Below are 19,532 nucleotides of genomic sequence, written 5' to 3' on the forward strand. Positions count from 1 at the left end.
AGGTGCCTGCATCGCGAGCAGGCTCGCTCCTACAGGGAGTTGATGCAGGACATGTCGAGGGTTTTAAGGGTGGATTAAGTTACACAGGCTAACCTGATCTCACTTGAACGGATCACCCAAGGAAAGAAGCCCATGAAGACCCTGACTGCTTTGTTGACCGCTGCAACCTTGACCCTCACCGCGGGCCTGGCCCAGGCCGATGTGCGGGTCGATGAGATCCCGCAACTGGTCAAGGACGGCAAGATCAAGCCGCTGGAAGACCTGAACAAGATCGCGCTGGACCTGCACCCGGGTGCAACGATTACCAAAACCGAACTGGACAACCACTTCAACGGTTACGAGTACGAGATCGAGCTGCGTGACGCCAAGAACGTCGAGTGGGATGTGGACATCGATGCCTCCAACGGCAAGGTCCTGAAGAACAAACAGGACACCTGATCCCGAAACGCACAAAAGCCGCACGATTGAGAAGTCGTGCGGCTTTTGTGCATCCTGGACTCAAGCGCTCAGGCGCGCCGTCACCTCGTTCAACTGCCCCGACAAACCGTGCAGGTTGTTGCTGGCCGCTTCAGTGCGCTGCACGTTGTCCAGGTTGGTGCTGGCGATGCTGGTGATCTCGGTGAGGTTGCGCGAGATGTCTTCGGCCACCGAGGTCTGTTCTTCGGCGGCAGTGGCGATCTGGCGGTTCATGTCGCGGATGGCTTCCACGGCCAGGGTGATGCGTTCGAGCATGGCGCCGGCCTCCGTCACTTGCTGCACACTTTGTTCGCTGCGCGACTGACCGCTTTCAATCGCCTGGGCCGCTTCGATTGCACCGGTCTGCACGGTCTGGATGATCTGGTTGATCTCTATGATCGACGCCGCCGTGCGCTGGGCCAGGCTGCGCACTTCATCGGCCACCACCGCGAAACCGCGCCCGGCCTCACCGGCGCGGGCCGCTTCGATGGCCGCGTTGAGTGCCAGCAGGTTGGTCTGTTCGGCGATGCCGCGAATCACTTCCAGGACCTTGCCGATGCGCCCGCTGTCGGTTTCCAGTTGGCGGATGACTGTGGCGGTATTGGCGATTTCACCGCGCATCTGGGTGATCGTATGGATGGTGCCCTGCATGACTTTCTCGCCCTGCTGGGCGGACTGGTCGGCATCGTCGGCGGCCCGCGCCGCTTCGGCGGCATGACGGGCGACTTCCTGTGCGGTAGCGGACATTTCGTTCATTGCCGTGGCCACCTGATCGGTGCGGTTGAACTGCTCGTTGGTGCCGCCGGCCATCACGGTGGCGATCGAGTTCAACTCACCGCTGGCGCTGTCCAGGTCCGACGCGCTGCGCTGCAAACGGCTGAAGGTTTCAGCGAGGAAATCGCGCAGGGTGTTGGCGGCCATCGCCAGTTTGCCCAACTCGTCCTGACGGGTGCTGGCCACGCGCTCGGCAATACGACCCTGGCTGAGTTGCGCCACGTATTCGATCAGTTTGCGGATCGGCTCGACCAGGTTGCGGTTGACCAGCCACAGGCTCAGCAAGCCGATCAGCAGCCCCGAAACCAGCATCACCATAATCCCCAGCATCACCGTGCGATCGGCGCCGGCGCTGATCAGGGTCGATTGCTCGGCACCCTGCTTGCGTAGCTCGCTGACCAGTTCACTCATCTGATCGCTGGCCGCGCGGTCCACGCCCTTGACTGCCGTGTCGCCCGCCGTCGGGTCACCACCGGCGGCCACGAACGCATCCCGGCCCTTCTGATAGGCCGCGCCCAACTGGCGATGTTCGTCACGCAAGCGCTCGATGCGGCTCTTGAGTTGCGGCTCGATACCCTTCTGCGCGGCCAGCTCACCGAGGATGTTTTGCACATCGCGCTGACGTTCCTCGAACTGCCCCCAGTACTTGCTCAGGTCCGCCGGTTGCTTGCCGCGTAACAGGACGTTTTTCCACTCCTGCACCTGCACCTTGAATTGCAGGTTGGCTTCATCGATCAATTGCGAGGTATGCAGCGGGCCTTCAATCAGGTTGGCGTAGTTCTGCACGCCGCTGGACAGGAAGTGAAAGCACGCCAGGGCGATCAACAGCATCGCCAGCAGGCTGCCGCTCAGCAGGGCGAGAATTTGTGCTCTCAGGGACTTTTGCAAAAGCATCGGATGGTACTCATGACAGGAATGAGGCACGCCCCGGTAAGGCGTGAAAGGTGTCCGGACATCCCTGTCTGCGGTCCCGGCCGATGGCCTGCGGCGCGCAACTCAACCCAAGCGTGATCGGCTAGCCAGAGCGTTTCTTGAGAACATCCCGACCGCCGGTAGAGCAATCGTTTGCGTTATTTTCCCGTCACAAAAACGTCATCCCGCCTTGCGATGATGCCGCTCAAGTGAACCTGCGAAACCTGCGACAGGCGTCTCCCCTTGCGAGCCCTCATGAACCACAGCATCGATCACAGTCATCGCGACACGGATCTGTTCGGCCTGCTTTACGGTTTCAGCTTTCGCCCCGGTGAGGCCGGCCGGGAAATCAATTCCGCCGAGGCCTTGCAGTACCTGCAACAACCAGAAAGCGACGAGCAGTTTCTCTGGCTGCACCTGAACCTCGCCCACGCCGCGTGTGAACGCTGGATGAAAAGTCATCTGGAGTTGCCCGAGGAGTTTTTCGAAGCGCTGCACGAAGGCTCGCGCTCGACGCGCATCGAACATGTCGACTCCGCGTTGCTGGCGGTGGTCAACGACGTGGTGTTCAACCTCAGCAACATGGTCTCGTCGGATGTCTCGACGCTGTGGGTGTGCGCCCGCAGCCAATTGATCATCAGCGCACGCCTGCAACCGCTGCACTCGGTGGACAAATTGCGCTCGTCGGTGAAGGCCCGGGAATGCTTTCGCTCCCCTCTGGAATTACTGGTGCATTTGCTGCGCGACCAGGGTGAAGTGCTGACCCAGATCGTGCGCAAGACCAGCCAGAGCGTGGATCAGATCGAAGACGAATTGCTCTCTTCGCGGCTGTCGACCAACCGCGCTGAACTGGGCGCCAACCGCCGAGTGCTGGTGCGCTTGCAACGGCTGCTGGCGCTGGAGCCTGGCTCATTGCTGCGCCTGCTCAACCGGCCGCCGCAATGGCTGCAAAAGGAAGACGTGAAGGAGTTGCGCAAATCCACCGAGGAGTTTGCGCTGATCATCAACGACCTCACGGCGCTGGGTGAGCGGATCAAGCTGTTGCAGGAAGAGATCGCCGCCAACATCAACGAACAGACCAACCGCACGCTGTTCACCCTGACAGTGGTGACGGTGCTGGCGCTGCCGATCAACATCATCGCCGGTTTCTTCGGCATGAACGTCGGCGGCATTCCGCTGGCCGGCGATCCGGAGGGTTTCTGGATCCTGGTGGCTCTGGTCGCGACCTTTACCGTGATCGCCGGGCGCTGGGCGTTTCGCAAGCAGCAGGATTATTGAGCCCCGTCCTCACCTGACACTGATCATCTGTGGAGAGGGGGCAAGCCCCCTCTCCACAGGGTTTTGCATGGCATCAGGCAATGTGTGGAAACTCAGATCAGCGGCCCTGCAAAAACCCCAAACACTGACCCAGAGCAGCCTCCCTGTAACAATTGGCAACGATTATCACTGGTACACCTCCCTCCTCAGGAATGTCAGTGATGGCTACGCCCTCCTTCACCGCCACCCCCGCCAGTAGCGCCAAACCGCAACTCGACAAAAAACCCGGCCTGCTCACCATCGTGGTTTTTTTTGCCGTGCTGGCCATCGGTTTGTTGTTTACCGCTTACAGCCTGATGCACGACATGAACGAACTCGGCACGGTGGTGACCACCTGGACGCCGTTCCTGCTGTTGGGCGTGGCGCTGTTGATTGCCCTGGGCTTTGAGTTCGTCAACGGCTTCCATGACACCGCCAACGCAGTGGCCACGGTGATTTACACCAACTCGCTGCCGCCGAACGTTGCCGTGGTCTGGTCCGGTTTCTTCAACTTCCTCGGGGTGCTGCTGTCCAGCGGCGCGGTGGCATTCGGCATTATCGCCCTGCTGCCGGTGGAGCTGATCTTGCAAGTCGGCTCGTCCGCCGGCTTCGCGATGATCTTCGCCCTGCTGATCGCCGCGATCCTGTGGAACCTCGGCACCTGGTGGCTGGGGCTGCCGGCGTCGTCTTCGCACACCCTGATCGGTTCGATCATCGGGGTCGGCGTGGCCAACGCCCTGATGCACGGCCGCGACGGCACCAGCGGTGTGGACTGGGCCCAGGCCACCAAGATCGGTTATGCGCTGCTGCTCTCGCCACTGGTCGGCTTCGGCTGCGCCGCGCTGCTGTTGCTGGCCCTGCGCGCATTCGTCAAGAATCGTGCGCTGTACAAAGAACCAAAGGGCGAGACCCCGCCGCCGTGGTGGATTCGCGGCCTATTGATCGTGACCTGCACCGGCGTGTCGTTTGCCCACGGCTCGAACGACGGCCAGAAAGGCATGGGCCTGATCATGCTGATTCTGGTGGGCACGCTGCCAATGGCTTACGCATTGAACCGCACCATGCCGGCCGATCAAGCGTTGCAGTTCGCGGCGGTCGCCGAAGTGACCCAGCAAGCGCTGGTCAAGGCGGCCCCGCAACCGGCCCCCGCCGACCCACGTGCGGTGCTGTCCGAATACGTGCGCAGCAAGGAAGCCACCCCGCAACTGGTGCCGGCGCTGGCTGCGCTGACCGGCAGCATCGGTGCCCAGGTCAAGGGTTATGGCTCGTTGTCGAAAGTCCCGGCCGAGGCCGTGGGCAACGTGCGTAACGACATGTACTTGAGCAGCGAAACCATTCGCCTGATGGACAAGAACAAGGTCGGTAATTTCGACGCCGACACCAACGGCAAGCTGCAACTGTTCAAGCAGCAGATCGACAACTCCACGCGGTTCATTCCGTTGTGGGTAAAGATCGCCGTGGCCATCGCCCTGGGCCTGGGCACCATGGTCGGCTGGAAGCGCATCGTGGTGACCGTCGGCGAGAAAATCGGCAAGACCCACCTGACCTACGCCCAGGGCGCCTCGGCAGAAACCGTGGCGATGCTGACCATCGGTGCCGCCGACATGTTCGGCCTGCCGGTGTCGACCACTCACGTATTGTCCTCCGGCGTGGCCGGGACCATGGTCGCCAACGGCGGCGGCTTGCAGATGAAGACCATCCGCAACTTGCTGATGGCCTGGGTGCTGACGTTGCCGGCGGCGATCCTGCTGTCGGGTAGCCTGTACTGGTTGTTCACCCAACTGTTCTGATCATTCCCGCCGGTACTCACATCCCGCGGCGAGCAATCGCTGCGGGATGTTTGCTTTCAGCCCGGCGCAAAGCCGCGCATTTCATCGCCAACTCAAGGTATTGATCGTTTCGTTCGAGGATGGCGCTTCAGTTTGCCAGCCTGTTGCCGACTCTTATGAGAGCCAAAGTATTCCTGGGTGAGAACCGTGAACTTATTCATCAATCAGTTGCACAAGCACGCTGATTTCAGAAGTGCGATCTACGCTGGCGACATCTTCCTCAACACCGAACTGAAAGCAGCAAAGGAACTCTGTGCCTTTGCTCAGGAAAGCATCACCGCCGCCTTCGATGGCGAGACCAACCACCAGGCGCTGCACACGCTGATGCCGGTGGAAGAGTTCGTGGTGCTGGTGACTCGCCTCAAGGGCCAGTTCACCAACAGCCTGCGTGCCAAGGAGCTGATCCGCAGCTTCATCGACGAAATCGGTGCCGCTCCCGAGGCGTTCATTTTTGACGTACCGCGCATCCGCGTCGTGCCCAACTACGACTACCTGCACGCTGGCGTCAGCTACGCCTACAAGCCCCATCGCGATACCTGGTACGGCGGTGTCGACTGCCAGATCAATACCTGGATGCCGGTCTACACGATCCAGCCTGAGCAGACCATGATGATCAACCCGGCTTACTTCGACGTCCCGGTGAAAAACACCTCGGCGCAGTGGAGCCTGTCTGACTGGATCGACGTGCAACGCCAGCGCGCCAAGGACAACGTCAAGGAAGAGGCGCGCCAGCACCCGGTGCCCACCGAAGCGATCAACAGCACCTCTGAACTGCGCATCGCCGGCAACACCGCCGAGATGCTGGTGTTCTCGGGTTCGCACCTGCACGGCACCGTGCCCAATTACACGCAACAAACCCGCTTCAGCGTGGATTTTCGCCTGATGCACCTCGACGACCTCAAGCAGCAGCGCGGCGCGATCAACGTCGACAGCGCCTGCCCGGATGTCGGCGCCGGTTTCAAAGACTACTTCCACGTCCACGACTTTTCGAATTTCCGAGGAATCCCACAATGACCAAGCGTCGCATCACGCCCGCCGAGGCCCAGTACAACGAAACCCGCACCAACGTCCTGAAACGGGTCGATGCCGAATACGTGGCCGACGCGCCGTTCGTCTTCGCCAACCGCATTGGCGTGACCGCCGCGCTGTCGCGCATGGAGCTGTTCAAGAAGGTCGCCGAAGTGCCGGGCGCGATCATTGAGTGCGGCGTGTACAAGGGCAACTCGTTGATGCTCTACATGCACCTGTCGATGATTCTCGAGCCGTATGCGATCAACCGCTCGATCGTGGGTTTCGACACCTTCGAAGGCTTCCAGAGCATCGACAAGAAAGAAGACCCGGCCGACGTCAACGAGACCATGTTCGCCGACACCGACCAGTCGCTGATCCAGGACATGATCGACGCCAACGACCTGTTGCGCCCGGTCAACCGCATTCCGCGTTGCGAGCTGGTCAAGGGCGATATCGTCAAGACCGTACCGGAGTGGGTCAAGACCCGTCCGGACCTGGTCGTGGCCATGCTGATCCTCGACACCGACCTGTACGAGTCGACCAAAGTCGCGCTGGAAACCTTCCTGCCGTACATGCCCAAAGGCGCGATCGTGGTGCTCGACGAAGTCGCCTACCGCAACTTCCCGGGCGAAACCAAGGCCCTGCGTGAAGTGCTCGACCTGAACAAGATCGAACTCAAGCGCCTGCCGTTCGATTCGTGCGTGGGTTACTTCCACGTCTGATCCAAAGACCTGGAAACGGGCGCAAAACCTGTAGGAGCGAGCCTGCTCGCGAAAGCGGTCTGACATTCAACATTGATATTGACTGTCATGCCGCCATCGCGAGCAGGCTCGCTCCTACAAGGACCGGTTCAAACACGACTCAGCAAACCTCGCGAGTCACCAGCATCCGCTCCCGAACCACGTCATACACCCAGTGGTAGACGTAGGTGTACGGCAGGAAGAACAGCAACACGCCGATATCCAGCAGGAACGCCTGCCACAGGCTGACATTCAGCCACCAGGCGATCAGCGGTACGCCGAGGGCGACCAGTCCGCCTTCGAACAACAGTGCATGCACCACACGAACCCAGGCGTTGTGGGCGATGGCGAAGCGCTTGAGCAGCCGATCGAACATACCGTTGAAGACCACGTTCCAGGCCAGGGCCAGGGCGGCGATGAGGACGGTGACCATGCCCATTTCCAGCATCGGTTTCTTCATGATCCAGGCCAGCAACGGGGTACAGATCAGGATGGCCAGCAGTTCGAAGCCGATGGCTTGAAAAATACGTTCAGTAATGGATTTGTTGGCGCTCATGGCCGAACTCCCTTGAGTGACTGTGGTTGCCATGATCTGTCATCACACCGATACTTCATAACCAATAACCATCGATCAAGGCGATAGTTCATGGCCTCTCACGAAGTGTTGCTGGCGTTTGTCGAAGCCGCGACTCAAGGCTCGTTTTCCGCCGCGGCGCGCAAGCTCGGCCGCAGTCAGTCGACTATCAGCGCAGCGGTGGCCAGCCTGGAAATCGACCTGAACCTGACGCTGTTCGACCGCAGCAGCCGCAAGCCCGGGCTGACCCCGGCCGGGCACGTCATGCTGCAACGGGCCGAAGACATCCTGGCCGCCACCAGTCGCCTGGAAATGACCGCCAGCCAACTGTCTCAAGGGGTGGAAGCGAAGCTGACGGTGGCGCTTTCCGACACCTATCAGTCGGACCGCTTCGAAACCGCCCTGAGTGCCTTCGAGCAGCGTTACCCGGACCTGGAGCTCGAATGCCTGATCGCCGAATGCGATGACCTGGTGTCGCTGGTGCAAAGCGGCCGGGCACAGATTGCCTTCGCCGAAATGCAGGACAGCTACCCGCCGGACCTGGTCAGCTCGACGGTGGACGAACGCACGGAAATCGCCTTGTTCGTGTCCCCGACACACCCGTTGGCGACGTTGGACTACGTCGACCGGGACGTACTGCAACAGCACCGCGAGCTGCGTCTGGCCACCATCATCAATCCCTATGAAAGTCGGGCGAAGGGCCGCGTCTGGTCGGCGCCGAGTTATCTGATGCTGCTGGAAATGGCCCAGGGCGGATTCGGCTGGGCGCCGTTGCCCCGCTGGCTGGTCGAGCGGTTCGGGCCCGGTTCGTTGCAGGAACTGGTGGTGCGCGGCTGGCCGAAAACGGTGTCGGTGGATGCGTTGTGGTCGCGGCTGAATCCGCCGGGGCCGGCGGGGAGCTGGTTGCTGGGCAAGATGCTGGAGTGAAGGTCCTTCGTCCCTTATCGCGAGCAGGCTCGCTCCCACAGTTTCGAGTACGCCATCAATCCCTGTGGGAGCGAGCCTGCTCGCGATGAAGCCAGAACTGCCGCATCACTCCAACGCCTTGAGCCGCTCTTCGATAAACCGCCGCTCCGGCTCTTGCCGGGTCAACGCCAGCGCCCGTTCCCAAGCCGCCCGCGCCTCTTGCTTGCGGCCCAGTTGCTGACAGAATTGCGCCCGCGCCGAATGCGCCAGGTGGTAGTCGAGCAATTCTCCCCGCTCCAGAATGGCGTCGACCAACGTCAGTCCCGCCAGCGGACCATCCCGTTGCGAAATCGCCGCCGCGCGATTCAACTCGATCACCGGTGACGGCACCGCCCGCAGCAGGACGTCATACAGACCGACAATCTGCGGCCAATCGGTTTCCCCCGCCGTCGGGGCTTCGGCGTGCACCGCCGCGATCGCCGCCTGCAGGCAATAGGGTCCGAATCGTCCCATGGTCAGCGCCTGTTCGATCAGCGTGCTGCCTTCGCTGATCAACCCGGCGTCCCACAGCGAACGGTCCTGTTCGTCCAGCACAATCAGCTCGCCGCTCGCCGAGGTCCTGGCCGGGCGGCGCGACTCGTGCAGCAGCATCAACGCCAGCAAGCCCATCACCTCCGGTTCCGGCAAAAGCTCCACCAGCAACCGGCCGAGACGGATCGCTTCGCGGGTCAAATCCTCGCGGATCAGTTCGGCCCCGATGGACGCCGAGTACCCCTCGTTGAACACCAGGTAAATCACCCGCAATACGCTGTCCAGTCGCTCGGGTAACTCAGCGAATGTCGGCACTTGATAGGGGATTTTCGCATCGCGGATCTTCGCCTTGGCCCGCACGATGCGCTGGGCGATGGTGGCAGGGGCCGAGAGAAAGGCCCGGGCGATTTCTTCCGTGGTCAGGTCGCAGACTTCCCGCAGCGTCAGCGGCACTTGTGCGTCGGCCGCCAGGGCCGGGTGGCAGCAAGTGAAGATCAGCCGCAGGCGATCGTCTTCCACGTCCTCATCACTCCAGTCGGCCTGCTCCAGTTCCTCCAGTTGCGCGATCAGCAAAGGCTGCGACGCGGCAAAACGCGCGCGCCGGCGCAAGGCATCGATGGCCTTGAAGCGCCCGGTGGACACCAGCCAGGCCCGCGGATTGTCCGGCACGCCGTCACGCTGCCAGCGTTCGACCGCGATGAAAAACGCCTCGTGCAAGGCCTCTTCGGCGAGGTCGAAATCCCCCAGCAAGCGAATCAGGGTCGCAAGAATCCGCCGCGACTCTTCGCGATAAACCCGCTCGACCTGCGCCTGAACCGGCAGCCCCGGCATCTTAAGGATTCAACTGCCGAACGGGGCGCACTTCGACACTGCCGACCCGGGCCGCCGGAATGTTCCCGGCGACCTGGATGGCTTCGTTGAGGTCCCTGGCATCGATCAGGTAGAAGCCGGCCAACTGCTCCTTGGTTTCGGCGAACGGGCCATCGGTGATCGACATCTTGCCGTTGCGCATGCGCACCGTGGTGGCGGTCTGCACCGATTCCAGCGCTTCAGCGGCGACCATCCGGCCGCTGCCCTGGATCGACTCGGCATAGGCCATGCACTCTTCGTCCTTCGGGCTTTCCGGCAGCGAATGCAGCAGGCGCTCATCGCTGTACACCAGGCATAAATACTTCATGAACGTCTCCTGATTCGAACGGATCAACTATGGCCGTGGATTGGCCATTTGGTGCGGCGCCCCGACAAATAACATCGATCAGGGTTTCAGATCGAACAGGACGGTGCCGCTCATCATGTCGAACGGCGCCGACCAGTGCTCATGGACGATCTGCCACAACCCGTCTTCCTGGCGATAGCACGCACTGCCGCGCATCCAGCAGGACTGGGTCTCGCCCTTATCGTTGGTGCCACCGCAATGGGCCAGCCAGTGGGCGAAAGCGATCTCCTGGGACGCCTCGATGCGGATGTCCTGGAATTCGAAAATGTGCGGGCCGGGGCACATTTTCATGCAATCCTCCCAATGCGCGCGGTACGCCTCCTTGCCCTTGAATTGCAGGGCCTTGACCGCGTCGAACGAGACGATGTCGTCGGCGTACAGGGTCATGACCTTATCCACGTCCTTGGCCATCACGGCCTGGCGATAGGTTTCGATGAGGTTCTGGATCTGGGTTTGTGCATTCATGGTGGTTCTCCGTGGTTTTTACTAAGAAGACACCCTTAGTCGTCCAGCGATCCGGCAAATCGACAGACGAAATAAAAATAAACCATAAAGCCAAACTCGCTAGAATCCGAGGTTCATTTTCAGTTGGAAGCAGGACACTCCAGTGACAGCCCGACTCGTGCCTTATGAAAGCCTGAATGCGCTGCAGCGCCAACAGGTCGAGGCCATCGAAGTACATTCGGAGCAAATCAGGTTCTCGGGTGACATCCACGGCGCCTTGCACACGTTGTTGTCCAAGCCCGGACCCGGCGTCAAGGGATTCGCCCTGCTGGCCGAGGATGTGCCCGTCGCGTTCCTGCTGCTCAAGCGCCCGCCGGTGTTGCCGGCCTGGGCCGATGAACACAGCGCCACGCTGCATGCGCTACAGGTCGATCTGCGCGCCCAGGGCAAGGGCTACGGCAAGGCCTGCCTGCAAGCGCTGCCCGAAGCGGCGCGCCTGGCCTGGCCGGAAATCAGGGGGCTGGAGCTGTCGGTGGATGCCGACAACGAAGCCGCCATCGCCCTGTACGCCAGGTTTGGCTTTGTCGACAGTGGCGAGGCGTACAAGGGCCGGATCGGTTATGAGCGGCGGATGGGGTTGGTGTTTTGACTGCGCGTTAGTTTTTTGCAGACATTACTGGCACAACACCGCCCCCTGTAGGAGCGAGCCTGCTCGTGATGGAGTGTCAGTCGACACCACTTATGCTGACACACCTTCGCGAGCAAGCTCGCTCCTACAGGGGATCTACGTCGGATCAGAGTTCGAGCACCATCTCATGCCACGCCATGCCGCCATGGTCGGACGCCGAAGGCTTGATGTAGGCAAAGCCAAAACCGGCATACAACGGAATATGCCGTTCCTTGCACATCAGGTTGATGGTGACCTTGCCCATCACACGCATGCGCTCGATGAACTCGCCCATCAGGCGCTTTGCCAGGCCTTGCCCCTGATAATCCGGATGCACCACCACTGACATGATCACCACGTGCGGTCCGGCCGGGTCGTGGCCGATCAGTTCCTTGAACGCCTCGTCCGACATTTCCACCTGGAACGCCGCACCGGAATTGATGAATCCGGCTACAACCCCGTCCACTTGCGCGACGATAAACCCCTCGGGCCAGGTGGCGATGCGGGTGGCGATCTTCTCGCGGGTCGCGGCTTCGTCACCTTCGTAGGCAACAGTTTCGATGGCATAGCAGCGGTCCAGATCGGCGGGGGTGACGTTGCGGATGACGGTGTTCATGGCAGCTCGGAATCAGCGTGGGAAAGGCTGGGGATGATAAATCAGCCGCCGTGGGACATCGAGAGACGAATCGGCTGATCCGCCTCTCGATACACGTGTCACGCCTTGATCGGCAGCCAGATTTCCAGCTTGCCGGTGTTGAGCTTGGGGTTGAAGTCTTCGCTGTAGCGTTCGAACTCCGGGGCGTCAAGCGCCTGGTGTCCGGACTGTGGCAGCCAGGTGTCGAAGATGTAGCGAAAGGTCTGCGGCAAGGTATCCAGCGCCCCCTTGTGCTCGAACACCGCATAATACTGCGGCTGCACTTCAACCCAGCGATAGGTTTCCGGCAAATCGTCGAGTTTGCTGATCTCGACCCCTGCGATGTAATCGAAGCCGCCCTTGCCGTCGAAATTGCAGCAGACGCCGTAAGTGACTTCGCCTTTTTGACCCGGGATTTGGCCCAGATGCGGGTTGAACTTCTCCCAGAGTTCGGGAATGCCTTGAACGGTTTGTTGGGTAAATGTTCCGCCCAGTCCTGCAATCAGCAGGAAGTGCCCGTGTTCGAAGCGTGGTTGCGTCAGTTCGACGCGTGCTAACTCATCCATGACTCGACTCCTGACGCATAAAAATGGGTTCGGCTGGGAGTATAGAAGCCAAACCCGATTCGCCCAATTACAGTGCGTGCAATTGCTCGACGGCAGCGGCGCCAACGAACTCGTTGTAACCCGATAGGATCACGTAGACCGCGAAATAGCAGAAGATCGCCGCCGATGCCATATAGGAATAACGCAGCAATTTGTCGCCCAGCAACTTGCCGCCATGGCTCGCGGCGAAGCACAAGCCTGCCGACCAGAGCAGCCCGGCACAGAGGAAACCGCCGAGAAACAGTGCCGAACTGAGTGGGCCACCACCACCGGAACGGGCGATCAGGGTGCCGCCCACTGCGGCGAACCAGAGGATCGCGCTGGGCGAAGACATGGCGAGAAAAATCCCGCGGAAAAACTCCTTGCGGTGGGAGTTGTTCCCGACCTCCGCTGTCTCGGCCAGCAGCGCCTCGTGGTGAATCGCCGAATAGATCATCTTCGCCGCGAAGTACACCAGCAGCGCCGAGCCACCGATCCACAACACCCAGCGCACGCTTTCGTACTGCAGCAACACGGTCATGCCGGCCAGCGCCAGTACCGCGTAGATCAGGTCGCCGACACAGGTCCCGAGCCCCAGCGCAAAACCCTGGAAATAGCCGCGTTGCATGGCCAGGGTGATCATCGCGATATTGGCCACGCCGATGTCCAGGCACAGCGAGAGGCTCAGCAAGAAGCCGCTGGTAAATTCCATCGAACCCTATCCTTCGGACAAATTTGTTTACATTGAGGCTGGACAGTCTGCCACAGCTGCCCTTACATTCCGCCACAGGTCACCGCTGACCTGCGTCGCTCGGACGGTTCCGGGCGCTTACGTTATCCGAGGCAACAATGGCCGAACAAGGTTCGCCGCGCCGCTTTGCGCGCATAGATCGACTCCCCCCTTACGTTTTCAACATCACCGCCGAGCTGAAGATGGCCGCCCGTCGTCGTGGCGAAGACATCATCGACTTGAGCATGGGCAACCCCGACGGCGCCACACCGCCGCACATCGTCGAAAAACTCGTCACGGTGGCCCAGCGCGAAGACACCCACGGCTACTCCACCTCCAAGGGTATTCCGCGCCTGCGCCGGGCGATTTCCAACTGGTACAAGGATCGCTACGCGGTCGACATCGACCCGGAAAGCGAAGCCATCGTCACCATTGGCTCCAAGGAAGGCCTGGCGCACCTGATGCTGGCGACCCTGGATCAGGGCGACACCGTGCTGGTGCCGAACCCGAGCTACCCGATTCACATCTACGGCGCGGTGATTGCAGGCGCCCAGGTGCGCTCGGTGCCGCTGGTGCCGGGCGTGGATTTCTTCGCTGAACTGGAGCGGGCCATTCGCGGCTCGATCCCGAAGCCGAAGATGATGATCCTCGGTTTCCCGTCCAACCCCACCGCGCAGTGCGTGGAGCTGGATTTCTTCGAGCGTGTCATTGCCCTCGCCAAGCAGTACGACGTGCTGGTGGTGCACGACCTGGCGTACGCCGACATCGTCTACGACGGCTGGAAAGCCCCGTCGATCATGCAAGTGCCGGGGGCCAAGGACATTGCGGTGGAGTTTTTCACCCTGTCCAAGAGCTACAACATGGCCGGCTGGCGCATTGGCTTCATGGTCGGCAACCCGGAACTGGTCAACGCCCTGGCGCGGATCAAGAGCTACCACGACTACGGCACCTTCACCCCGCTGCAAGTGGCGGCGATTGCCGCACTGGAAGGCGATCAACAATGCGTGCGCGACATCGCCGAGCAGTATCGGCAGCGGCGCAACGTGCTGGTCAAGGGCCTGCACGAACTGGGCTGGATGGTGGAAAACCCGAAAGCGTCGATGTACGTCTGGGCGAAGATTCCCGAGGCTTATGCGCACCTGGGCTCACTGGAATTCGCCAAGAAACTGCTGTCCGAGGCCAAGGTGTGTGTCTCGCCGGGCGTCGGGTTTGGCGAGTACGGCGATGATCACGTGCGCTTTGCCCTGATCGAAAACCAGGACCGGATTCGTCAGGCCGTGCGCGGGATTCGCGGGATGTTTCGAGCGGATGGGCTGGCACCAAAAACCAACGGTTAACCAGAAACCTGTGGGGAACCACTACTGTGGCGAGGGAGCTTGCTCCCGTTGGGCCGCGAAGCGGCCCCAAAACCAGTCACCGCAGATTTTCAGATAGTACGCATTGACTGGATTTACGTCTGCTTCGCAGACGAGCGGGAGCAAGCTCCCTCGCCACAAAGAGTGCGTAGCCACAAATCTTCACCCACAAAAAAACCGCATCGCTGCGGTTTTTTTGTGTCTGTCGATTCGCTTAGACGAACAGCGACAACAACAGGATAAAGCCCAGGCCCACCACCGAAAGGATGGTTTCCATCGCAGTCCAGGTCTTGAAGGTTTCGGCCACGGTCATGTTGAAGTACTGCTTGACCAGCCAGAAACCGGCGTCGTTAACGTGGGACAGGATCAACGAACCGGCACCAGTGGCCAGCACCAGCAGCTCGCGGTTCACGCCCGGAATCATCCCCACCACCGGCACTACGATACCGGCACCGGTAATGGTCGCCACGGTCGCCGAACCGGTCGCGATACGAATCACCGCTGCCACCAGCCAGGCCAGCAGGATCGGCGAGATCTGTGCAGCCACCGCCATGTGACCGATCACATCACCTACACCGCTGGTTACCAGCATCTGCTTGAAGCCACCACCGGCACCGATGATCAGGATGATCGCGGCGGTCGGCGCAAGGCTCGCATCCAGCCATTTGAGCATCTGTTGCGAACCGATGCCCTGCTTGTAGCCGAAGGTGTATAGCGACAGCAGCAACGCCAGCAGGAGAGCCGAGATCGGGTGACCGATCAGGTCCATGAAGGTGCGGAAGAAGTTGCCGTCTGGCAGCACCACATCGGCAAAGGTCTTGAGCAACATCAGGAACACGGGTGACAGCACAGTGATCAGGGTAATGCCGAAGCTAGGCAGATCGCCTGCATTCTCATCGCGCACCAGTTGATCCACCAGTTCCTGATTCGGATGACCAGGAATGTGCTTGGCGATGAAGGTACCGAAGATCGGGCCAGCGATGATGGCGGTTGGCAGCGCAACGATCAGACCATAAAGAATGGTCTTGCCGATGTCGGCACCGAACACACCGATGGCCAGCAGCGGCCCCGGGTGCGGCGGCACCAGGCCGTGTACCGCGGACAGACCGGCCAGCAGCGGGATACCGATCTTGATGATCGAAACACCGGTACGGCGGGCCACGATGAACACCAACGGAATCAGCAACACGAAGCCGATTTCGAAGAACAGCGGAATGCCGACCAGGAACGCGGCGAACATCATCGCCCACTGCACCTTGTCCTTGCCGAAGGCGCGGATCAACGTCTGCGCAATCTGATCCGCACCGCCCGATTCGGCCATCATTTTGCCGAGCATGGTGCCCAGCGCGAGGATGATGCCGACAAAACCAAGCACGCCACCGAAGCCGTCCTGGAACGCCTTGATGATGGTGCCGATCGGCATGCCGGACGTCAGACCGAGGAAGGCTGCGGCGATGATCAGTGCGAGGAATGGGTGCAACTTGAACTTGGTGATCAGGACAATAAGCCCGATCACCGTGACCACTGCATCGAGCAGCAGGAACGTCTCGTGGGACATGCCAAACATTAGGGGTGTCTCCTGGTTGTTGTTGTTATTAAAGCGGGTTGATCAGAAGTCGTGAGGACAGCGCTGTCTTTGCAAACACAGTCATACCGCCTGCTTCAGGCCGTTCGCCTGCCACCAGACATGAGCCTGTGCAGCCAGTTGCTCGACGCTATGGGTCGAAGCATCCAGCGCCAGGGTCAACGGCTCGCCGACGGGCGATTCGAGGGTGGCGAACTGGCTGTTAATCAGGGTCGACGGCATGAAATGGCCTGGCCGATGGGACACACGGTCGGCGGCCACTTCGGGGGTCAACTCAAGGAACACGAAGCCCAGGCCCGGCAAGGCACTGCGCAGACGTTCGCGATAGATGTGTTTGAGCGCCGAACAGGTCAGCACCGGGCGCTGGCCCATGGCGTCGACACGGCGCAGTTCATCGCACAGGCTGTCGAGCCAGCCGGCGCGGTCTTCGTCGTTCAGGGGGATCCCCGCGCTCATCTTTTCGATATTGGCGGCAGGGTGGAAAGAGTCGCCTTCAATGGCCGTGGCGCCGCTCAAATGGCACAGGGCCTCGCTGACGCACGTCTTGCCGCAACCGGCAACGCCCATGATGACCAGGGCGGTGATGGGATGATTCATGTAACACCTCAGCGCGCAGACAGCGCTACCTTTGCCAGTTATGACACTAGTTCAAAAGCAGAAGTTGCCGACGCCTTTCTTGTCATTTTGTGGGTTGCAGCAGGTTAGGTCTCAATGCCAAAAAGCGAGGATCAGGCGAACCCTCGCTCACGCATTTGCAGCTGCATCGAGACAGCGCTACCTTAGTGCCTTGAATTTTGTTTGGCAAGCCGTCGATGAATCCAACTAAAAACGATAAAAATACCCGCACCACTGGCCGCCCTACCCTGAACGAAGTTGCCCGGCTGGCCGGCGTCAGCCCGATCACCGCCTCCCGCGCCTTGCGTGGCGTCAGCACCGTGGCCACTGAACTTGTGGAAAAAGTGCAGAAAGCGGCGCTGGAACTCAACTATGTGGTCAACCCTGCCGCCCGCGCCCTGGCCTCGGCCCAGAGCCAATCGGTGGTGGTGTTGGTGCCGTCGTTGTCCAACCTTTTGTTCATCGACACCCTGGAAGCCATTCATCAGGTTTTGCGCCCCAAGGGCTTCGAAGTGCTGATCGGCAACTTCCATTACTCCCGTGATGAAGAAGAAAACCTGCTGCGCAACTACATGGCCTATCAGCCGCGCGGCTTGTTGCTGACCGGTTTCGACCGCACCGAAAGTTCGCGGCGGATGATCGAAGCCAGCAACATTCCTTGCGTGTACATGATGGAACTGGACAGCGCGGCCGGGCTCAATTGCGTTGGCTTTTCGCAACTGGCCGCCGGAGAAACGGCGGCCGAACACTTGCTGTCCCGCGGCCGCAAGCGCCTGGCCTACATCGGCGCGCAACTGGACCAGCGCACCTTGCTGCGCGGCGAAGGCTTCCGCAAAGCCCTGCAAAAGGCCGGTTTGTATGACCCGGACCTGGAAGTGCTGACGCCCCGCTCATCCTCCGTCGGCCTCGGCGGCGAACTGTTCCTGCAACTGCTGGCCAGTCATCCGGATGTCGATGCGATCTTCTTCGGTAACGACGACCTGGCCCAGGGCGCCTTGCTCGAAGCCATGCGCAATGGGATCAAGATCCCCGAGCAAGTGGCGATCCTCGGCTTCAACGACTTGCCCATGTCCGAACACATGGTCCCGCGCCTGAGCAGCATCAACACCCCGCGCGAAGCCATCGGCCGCCGCGCGGCGGAACAGATGCTGACGCTGATGGCCGGCAATACCGTGGCCAAACCGGTGCAGGACATGGGGTTTGAGTTGAAGGTTCGGGAGAGTACTTAAAGACACGTTCGGCGACACGGTTCAGGAGTTTGCCGTGTCTGCCGTGTCAGGATCAGTTCCCATAAGAACGGGTCACAGTTTTGGCTTCAGGATCATGGCAACCAACCCAGAAAGACGAACCATCCGTAATTGATGGGAACCAATACAACATACGTAATGAATGCAAGCGCAAGACTCAATCGTAACGCTGCCATGAAAGGGATTTTTCCCATTTCAATAGCGAGAACAATCGGAGAGGCTTGGTAAGGCAGAAGCGGTGTTGAAAACCCGATGACCTGAATCATCAGAACACTCAGTAACGGCAGTCCGGATGCGGTGGCTAACGACTGTGCCAAGGGAGTAAATAAAGCTGGTACTCCGTTCGCTGTAACCACAAAATTTAGCAGCGTGGAAAGACCTACGATTGAGGTGTAGCTGCCGAACGGTGAAGCCGGATCCAACGGTGCAAGGGTAAGTACTTCATTACCAATTAATGTTCCGAGTCCGCTTTGTCCTACAAGTGCGGCGAGTCCGAGGATTGCTGCGACATAGACTGCCGTCCGATGGTTTACCTCTTGTCCAAACTCTTCACTGGATACAAAGCCGACTCGTGGAAGGAGGCATACGCAAGCTGCCACGAGACCGACCCATGCAGGGGAAATACCGTGTAAGGAGTCGGTAAGCCAGAGCCCCAGAGTCATCAAAAGAAGGATACCCAACCTCTTTTCCTTAGGACTCAATGGGCGAGCAGGTTCCACCTCTATGCTTTTTCCCGCTTTATCTGGAAACAACCAGACAATACATGCACATAGTGCAAGTCCCTTCAGAATGCCAAGTACGGGTGCATGCAATATCAGATAAGGCAGATAGGATAACTGCAACCCGTACGTGGTATCGATGGCCCCCGCCATGACAAGATTTGGAACATTCGCCGGCAGAATGGATGCCGAAAGCTGGAAGGTTCCAAAGCCGACAGCAAGTGAAAGACCAATACGCCCTGGACTTTTCTCCCTGAAACCCACTCGATCAGCAAGCGCCAGGACAATCGGCATCAGTAGAGCAATACGCCCCATATTGGAAGGCATAACAAAAGCGAGCGCGTAAGTGAGGCCGACAATTCCAAAGACCATTTGTGGATATGATCTGGAAAGATGGGTAGCGAGCACCCTCGCACTTCGAGCGGCCAATCCTGTCTTGCGGATAGCGATTCCAATGACATAGCCACTGATAACGAGCCAGAATGCGGCGGAGGTAAACCCAGAAAAGATCAAGGAAGCGGGAGCAACATGGAGGATCATCGCAGACGCGAAGAACATAAGTGCAGTCAAGTACTCCGGAAGTCTGCGTGTTGCCCATAGCGCGATTGTCACAGTTACCAAACCGGCCACTGTTATGAGTTGAATATCCATATCACTTCCCTATGTTCCGCGGACTTGGTTACATCTTGAGTTTTCTCAATTCCTGA

General features: G+C 60.0%; 20 protein-coding genes. 9 read left to right on the forward strand and 11 right to left on the reverse strand.

Annotated features, from left to right (window positions below; translation table 11 throughout):
• Window positions 1-132: 132 nt before the first annotated feature.
• Window positions 133-438, forward strand: coding sequence for a PepSY domain-containing protein (locus tag AC3ITY_RS25985; protein WP_489305832.1), 306 nt, complete (start codon window positions 133-135; stop codon window positions 436-438).
• A 60-nt stretch (window positions 439-498) separates the two neighbouring features.
• Here AC3ITY_RS25985 and AC3ITY_RS25990 read toward each other — a convergent pair whose 3' ends face one another.
• The gene (locus tag AC3ITY_RS25990; protein ID WP_489305834.1) at window positions 499-2,124 is read right to left on the reverse strand and encodes a methyl-accepting chemotaxis protein; all 1,626 of its coding nucleotides are present in this window, start codon (window positions 2,122-2,124) and stop codon (window positions 499-501) included.
• A gap of 273 nt (window positions 2,125-2,397) precedes the next feature.
• Here AC3ITY_RS25990 and AC3ITY_RS25995 point away from each other — a divergent pair, with 273 nt between their 5' ends.
• The 4 genes from AC3ITY_RS25995 to AC3ITY_RS26010 all read left to right on the forward strand — a co-directional run bounded on the left by AC3ITY_RS25995 (window position 2,398) and on the right by AC3ITY_RS26010 (window position 7,000).
• The gene (locus AC3ITY_RS25995) at window positions 2,398-3,420 is read left to right on the forward strand and encodes a transporter (protein WP_223455764.1); all 1,023 of its coding nucleotides are present in this window, start codon (window positions 2,398-2,400) and stop codon (window positions 3,418-3,420) included.
• A gap of 200 nt (window positions 3,421-3,620) precedes the next feature.
• The gene (locus tag AC3ITY_RS26000) at window positions 3,621-5,228 is read left to right on the forward strand and encodes an inorganic phosphate transporter (protein WP_489305836.1); all 1,608 of its coding nucleotides are present in this window, start codon (window positions 3,621-3,623) and stop codon (window positions 5,226-5,228) included.
• Window positions 5,229-5,414: 186 nt separating this feature from the next.
• Entirely contained in the window at window positions 5,415-6,281 is an 867-nt protein-coding gene (locus tag AC3ITY_RS26005; RefSeq protein ID WP_489305838.1) for a hypothetical protein, read from the forward strand.
• Window positions 6,278-7,000, forward strand: a complete 723-nt coding sequence (locus tag AC3ITY_RS26010; RefSeq protein WP_056725897.1) for a TylF/MycF/NovP-related O-methyltransferase — start codon at window positions 6,278-6,280, stop codon at window positions 6,998-7,000. Before AC3ITY_RS26005 ends, AC3ITY_RS26010 begins: the two co-directional genes overlap by 4 nt.
• A 139-nt stretch (window positions 7,001-7,139) precedes the next feature.
• Here the strand turns inward: AC3ITY_RS26010 and AC3ITY_RS26015 are convergent, their stop codons facing one another.
• Window positions 7,140-7,574, reverse strand: coding sequence for a multidrug/biocide efflux PACE transporter (locus tag AC3ITY_RS26015; RefSeq protein ID WP_489305840.1), 435 nt, complete (start codon window positions 7,572-7,574; stop codon window positions 7,140-7,142).
• A gap of 90 nt (window positions 7,575-7,664) precedes the next feature.
• On the opposite strand from AC3ITY_RS26015, the gene AC3ITY_RS26020 reads away from it, so the two are divergent.
• Window positions 7,665-8,519: a LysR family transcriptional regulator gene (locus AC3ITY_RS26020; RefSeq protein WP_489305842.1), complete on the forward strand. Its 855-nt coding sequence runs from the start codon at window positions 7,665-7,667 to the stop codon at window positions 8,517-8,519.
• A gap of 105 nt (window positions 8,520-8,624) precedes the next feature.
• Here the strand turns inward: AC3ITY_RS26020 and AC3ITY_RS26025 are convergent, their stop codons facing one another.
• The 3 genes from AC3ITY_RS26025 to AC3ITY_RS26035 form a co-directional block, all read right to left on the reverse strand.
• Window positions 8,625-9,860: an RNA polymerase sigma factor gene (locus tag AC3ITY_RS26025; protein WP_489305844.1), complete on the reverse strand. Its 1,236-nt coding sequence runs from the start codon at window positions 9,858-9,860 to the stop codon at window positions 8,625-8,627.
• A 1-nt stretch (window position 9,861) separates the two neighbouring features.
• Window positions 9,862-10,206: a YciI family protein gene (locus AC3ITY_RS26030; RefSeq protein WP_007985194.1), complete on the reverse strand. Its 345-nt coding sequence runs from the start codon at window positions 10,204-10,206 to the stop codon at window positions 9,862-9,864.
• A 78-nt stretch (window positions 10,207-10,284) separates the two neighbouring features.
• Window positions 10,285-10,710, reverse strand: coding sequence for a YybH family protein (locus AC3ITY_RS26035; RefSeq protein ID WP_223533692.1), 426 nt, complete (start codon window positions 10,708-10,710; stop codon window positions 10,285-10,287).
• Between the two features lie 142 nt (window positions 10,711-10,852).
• On the opposite strand from AC3ITY_RS26035, the gene AC3ITY_RS26040 reads away from it, so the two are divergent.
• Window positions 10,853-11,338 carry a GNAT family N-acetyltransferase gene (locus AC3ITY_RS26040; protein ID WP_489305847.1) on the forward strand — a complete coding sequence of 162 codons (486 nt, stop codon included), beginning with the start codon at window positions 10,853-10,855 and terminating at the stop codon, window positions 11,336-11,338.
• Between the two features lie 145 nt (window positions 11,339-11,483).
• On the opposite strand, the gene AC3ITY_RS26045 is transcribed toward AC3ITY_RS26040, so the two are convergent.
• The 3 genes from AC3ITY_RS26045 to AC3ITY_RS26055 all read right to left on the reverse strand — a co-directional run bounded on the left by AC3ITY_RS26045 (window position 11,484) and on the right by AC3ITY_RS26055 (window position 13,286).
• A complete protein-coding gene (locus AC3ITY_RS26045; protein WP_489305849.1) occupies window positions 11,484-11,972 on the reverse strand; it encodes a GNAT family N-acetyltransferase in 489 nt (162 codons plus the stop codon).
• Between the two features lie 98 nt (window positions 11,973-12,070).
• Entirely contained in the window at window positions 12,071-12,556 is a 486-nt protein-coding gene (locus AC3ITY_RS26050; protein WP_489305851.1) for a GyrI-like domain-containing protein, read from the reverse strand.
• Between the two features lie 67 nt (window positions 12,557-12,623).
• Entirely contained in the window at window positions 12,624-13,286 is a 663-nt protein-coding gene (locus tag AC3ITY_RS26055) for a LysE family translocator (protein WP_046042279.1), read from the reverse strand.
• A gap of 137 nt (window positions 13,287-13,423) precedes the next feature.
• Here AC3ITY_RS26055 and alaC point away from each other — a divergent pair, with 137 nt between their 5' ends.
• The gene (gene alaC / locus AC3ITY_RS26060; RefSeq protein ID WP_489305853.1) at window positions 13,424-14,641 is read left to right on the forward strand and encodes an alanine transaminase; all 1,218 of its coding nucleotides are present in this window, start codon (window positions 13,424-13,426) and stop codon (window positions 14,639-14,641) included.
• 232 nt (window positions 14,642-14,873) lie between these two features.
• Here alaC and AC3ITY_RS26065 read toward each other — a convergent pair whose 3' ends face one another.
• Both AC3ITY_RS26065 and AC3ITY_RS26070 read right to left on the reverse strand, forming a co-directional pair.
• A complete protein-coding gene (locus AC3ITY_RS26065; protein ID WP_489305855.1) occupies window positions 14,874-16,226 on the reverse strand; it encodes a GntP family permease in 1,353 nt (450 codons plus the stop codon).
• A gap of 81 nt (window positions 16,227-16,307) precedes the next feature.
• Window positions 16,308-16,841, reverse strand: coding sequence for a gluconokinase (locus tag AC3ITY_RS26070; protein ID WP_489305857.1), 534 nt, complete (start codon window positions 16,839-16,841; stop codon window positions 16,308-16,310).
• 215 nt (window positions 16,842-17,056) lie between these two features.
• Here AC3ITY_RS26070 and gntR point away from each other — a divergent pair, with 215 nt between their 5' ends.
• Window positions 17,057-18,088, forward strand: a complete 1,032-nt coding sequence (gene gntR, locus AC3ITY_RS26075; protein WP_223445746.1) for an HTH-type transcriptional regulator GntR — start codon at window positions 17,057-17,059, stop codon at window positions 18,086-18,088.
• A 92-nt stretch (window positions 18,089-18,180) separates the two neighbouring features.
• Here gntR and AC3ITY_RS26080 read toward each other — a convergent pair whose 3' ends face one another.
• Window positions 18,181-19,476, reverse strand: a complete 1,296-nt coding sequence (locus AC3ITY_RS26080; protein ID WP_489305859.1) for an SLC13 family permease — start codon at window positions 19,474-19,476, stop codon at window positions 18,181-18,183.
• Window positions 19,477-19,532 lie beyond the last annotated feature (56 nt).

It is taken from the genome of Pseudomonas sp. GL_091 (assembly GCF_057837725.1).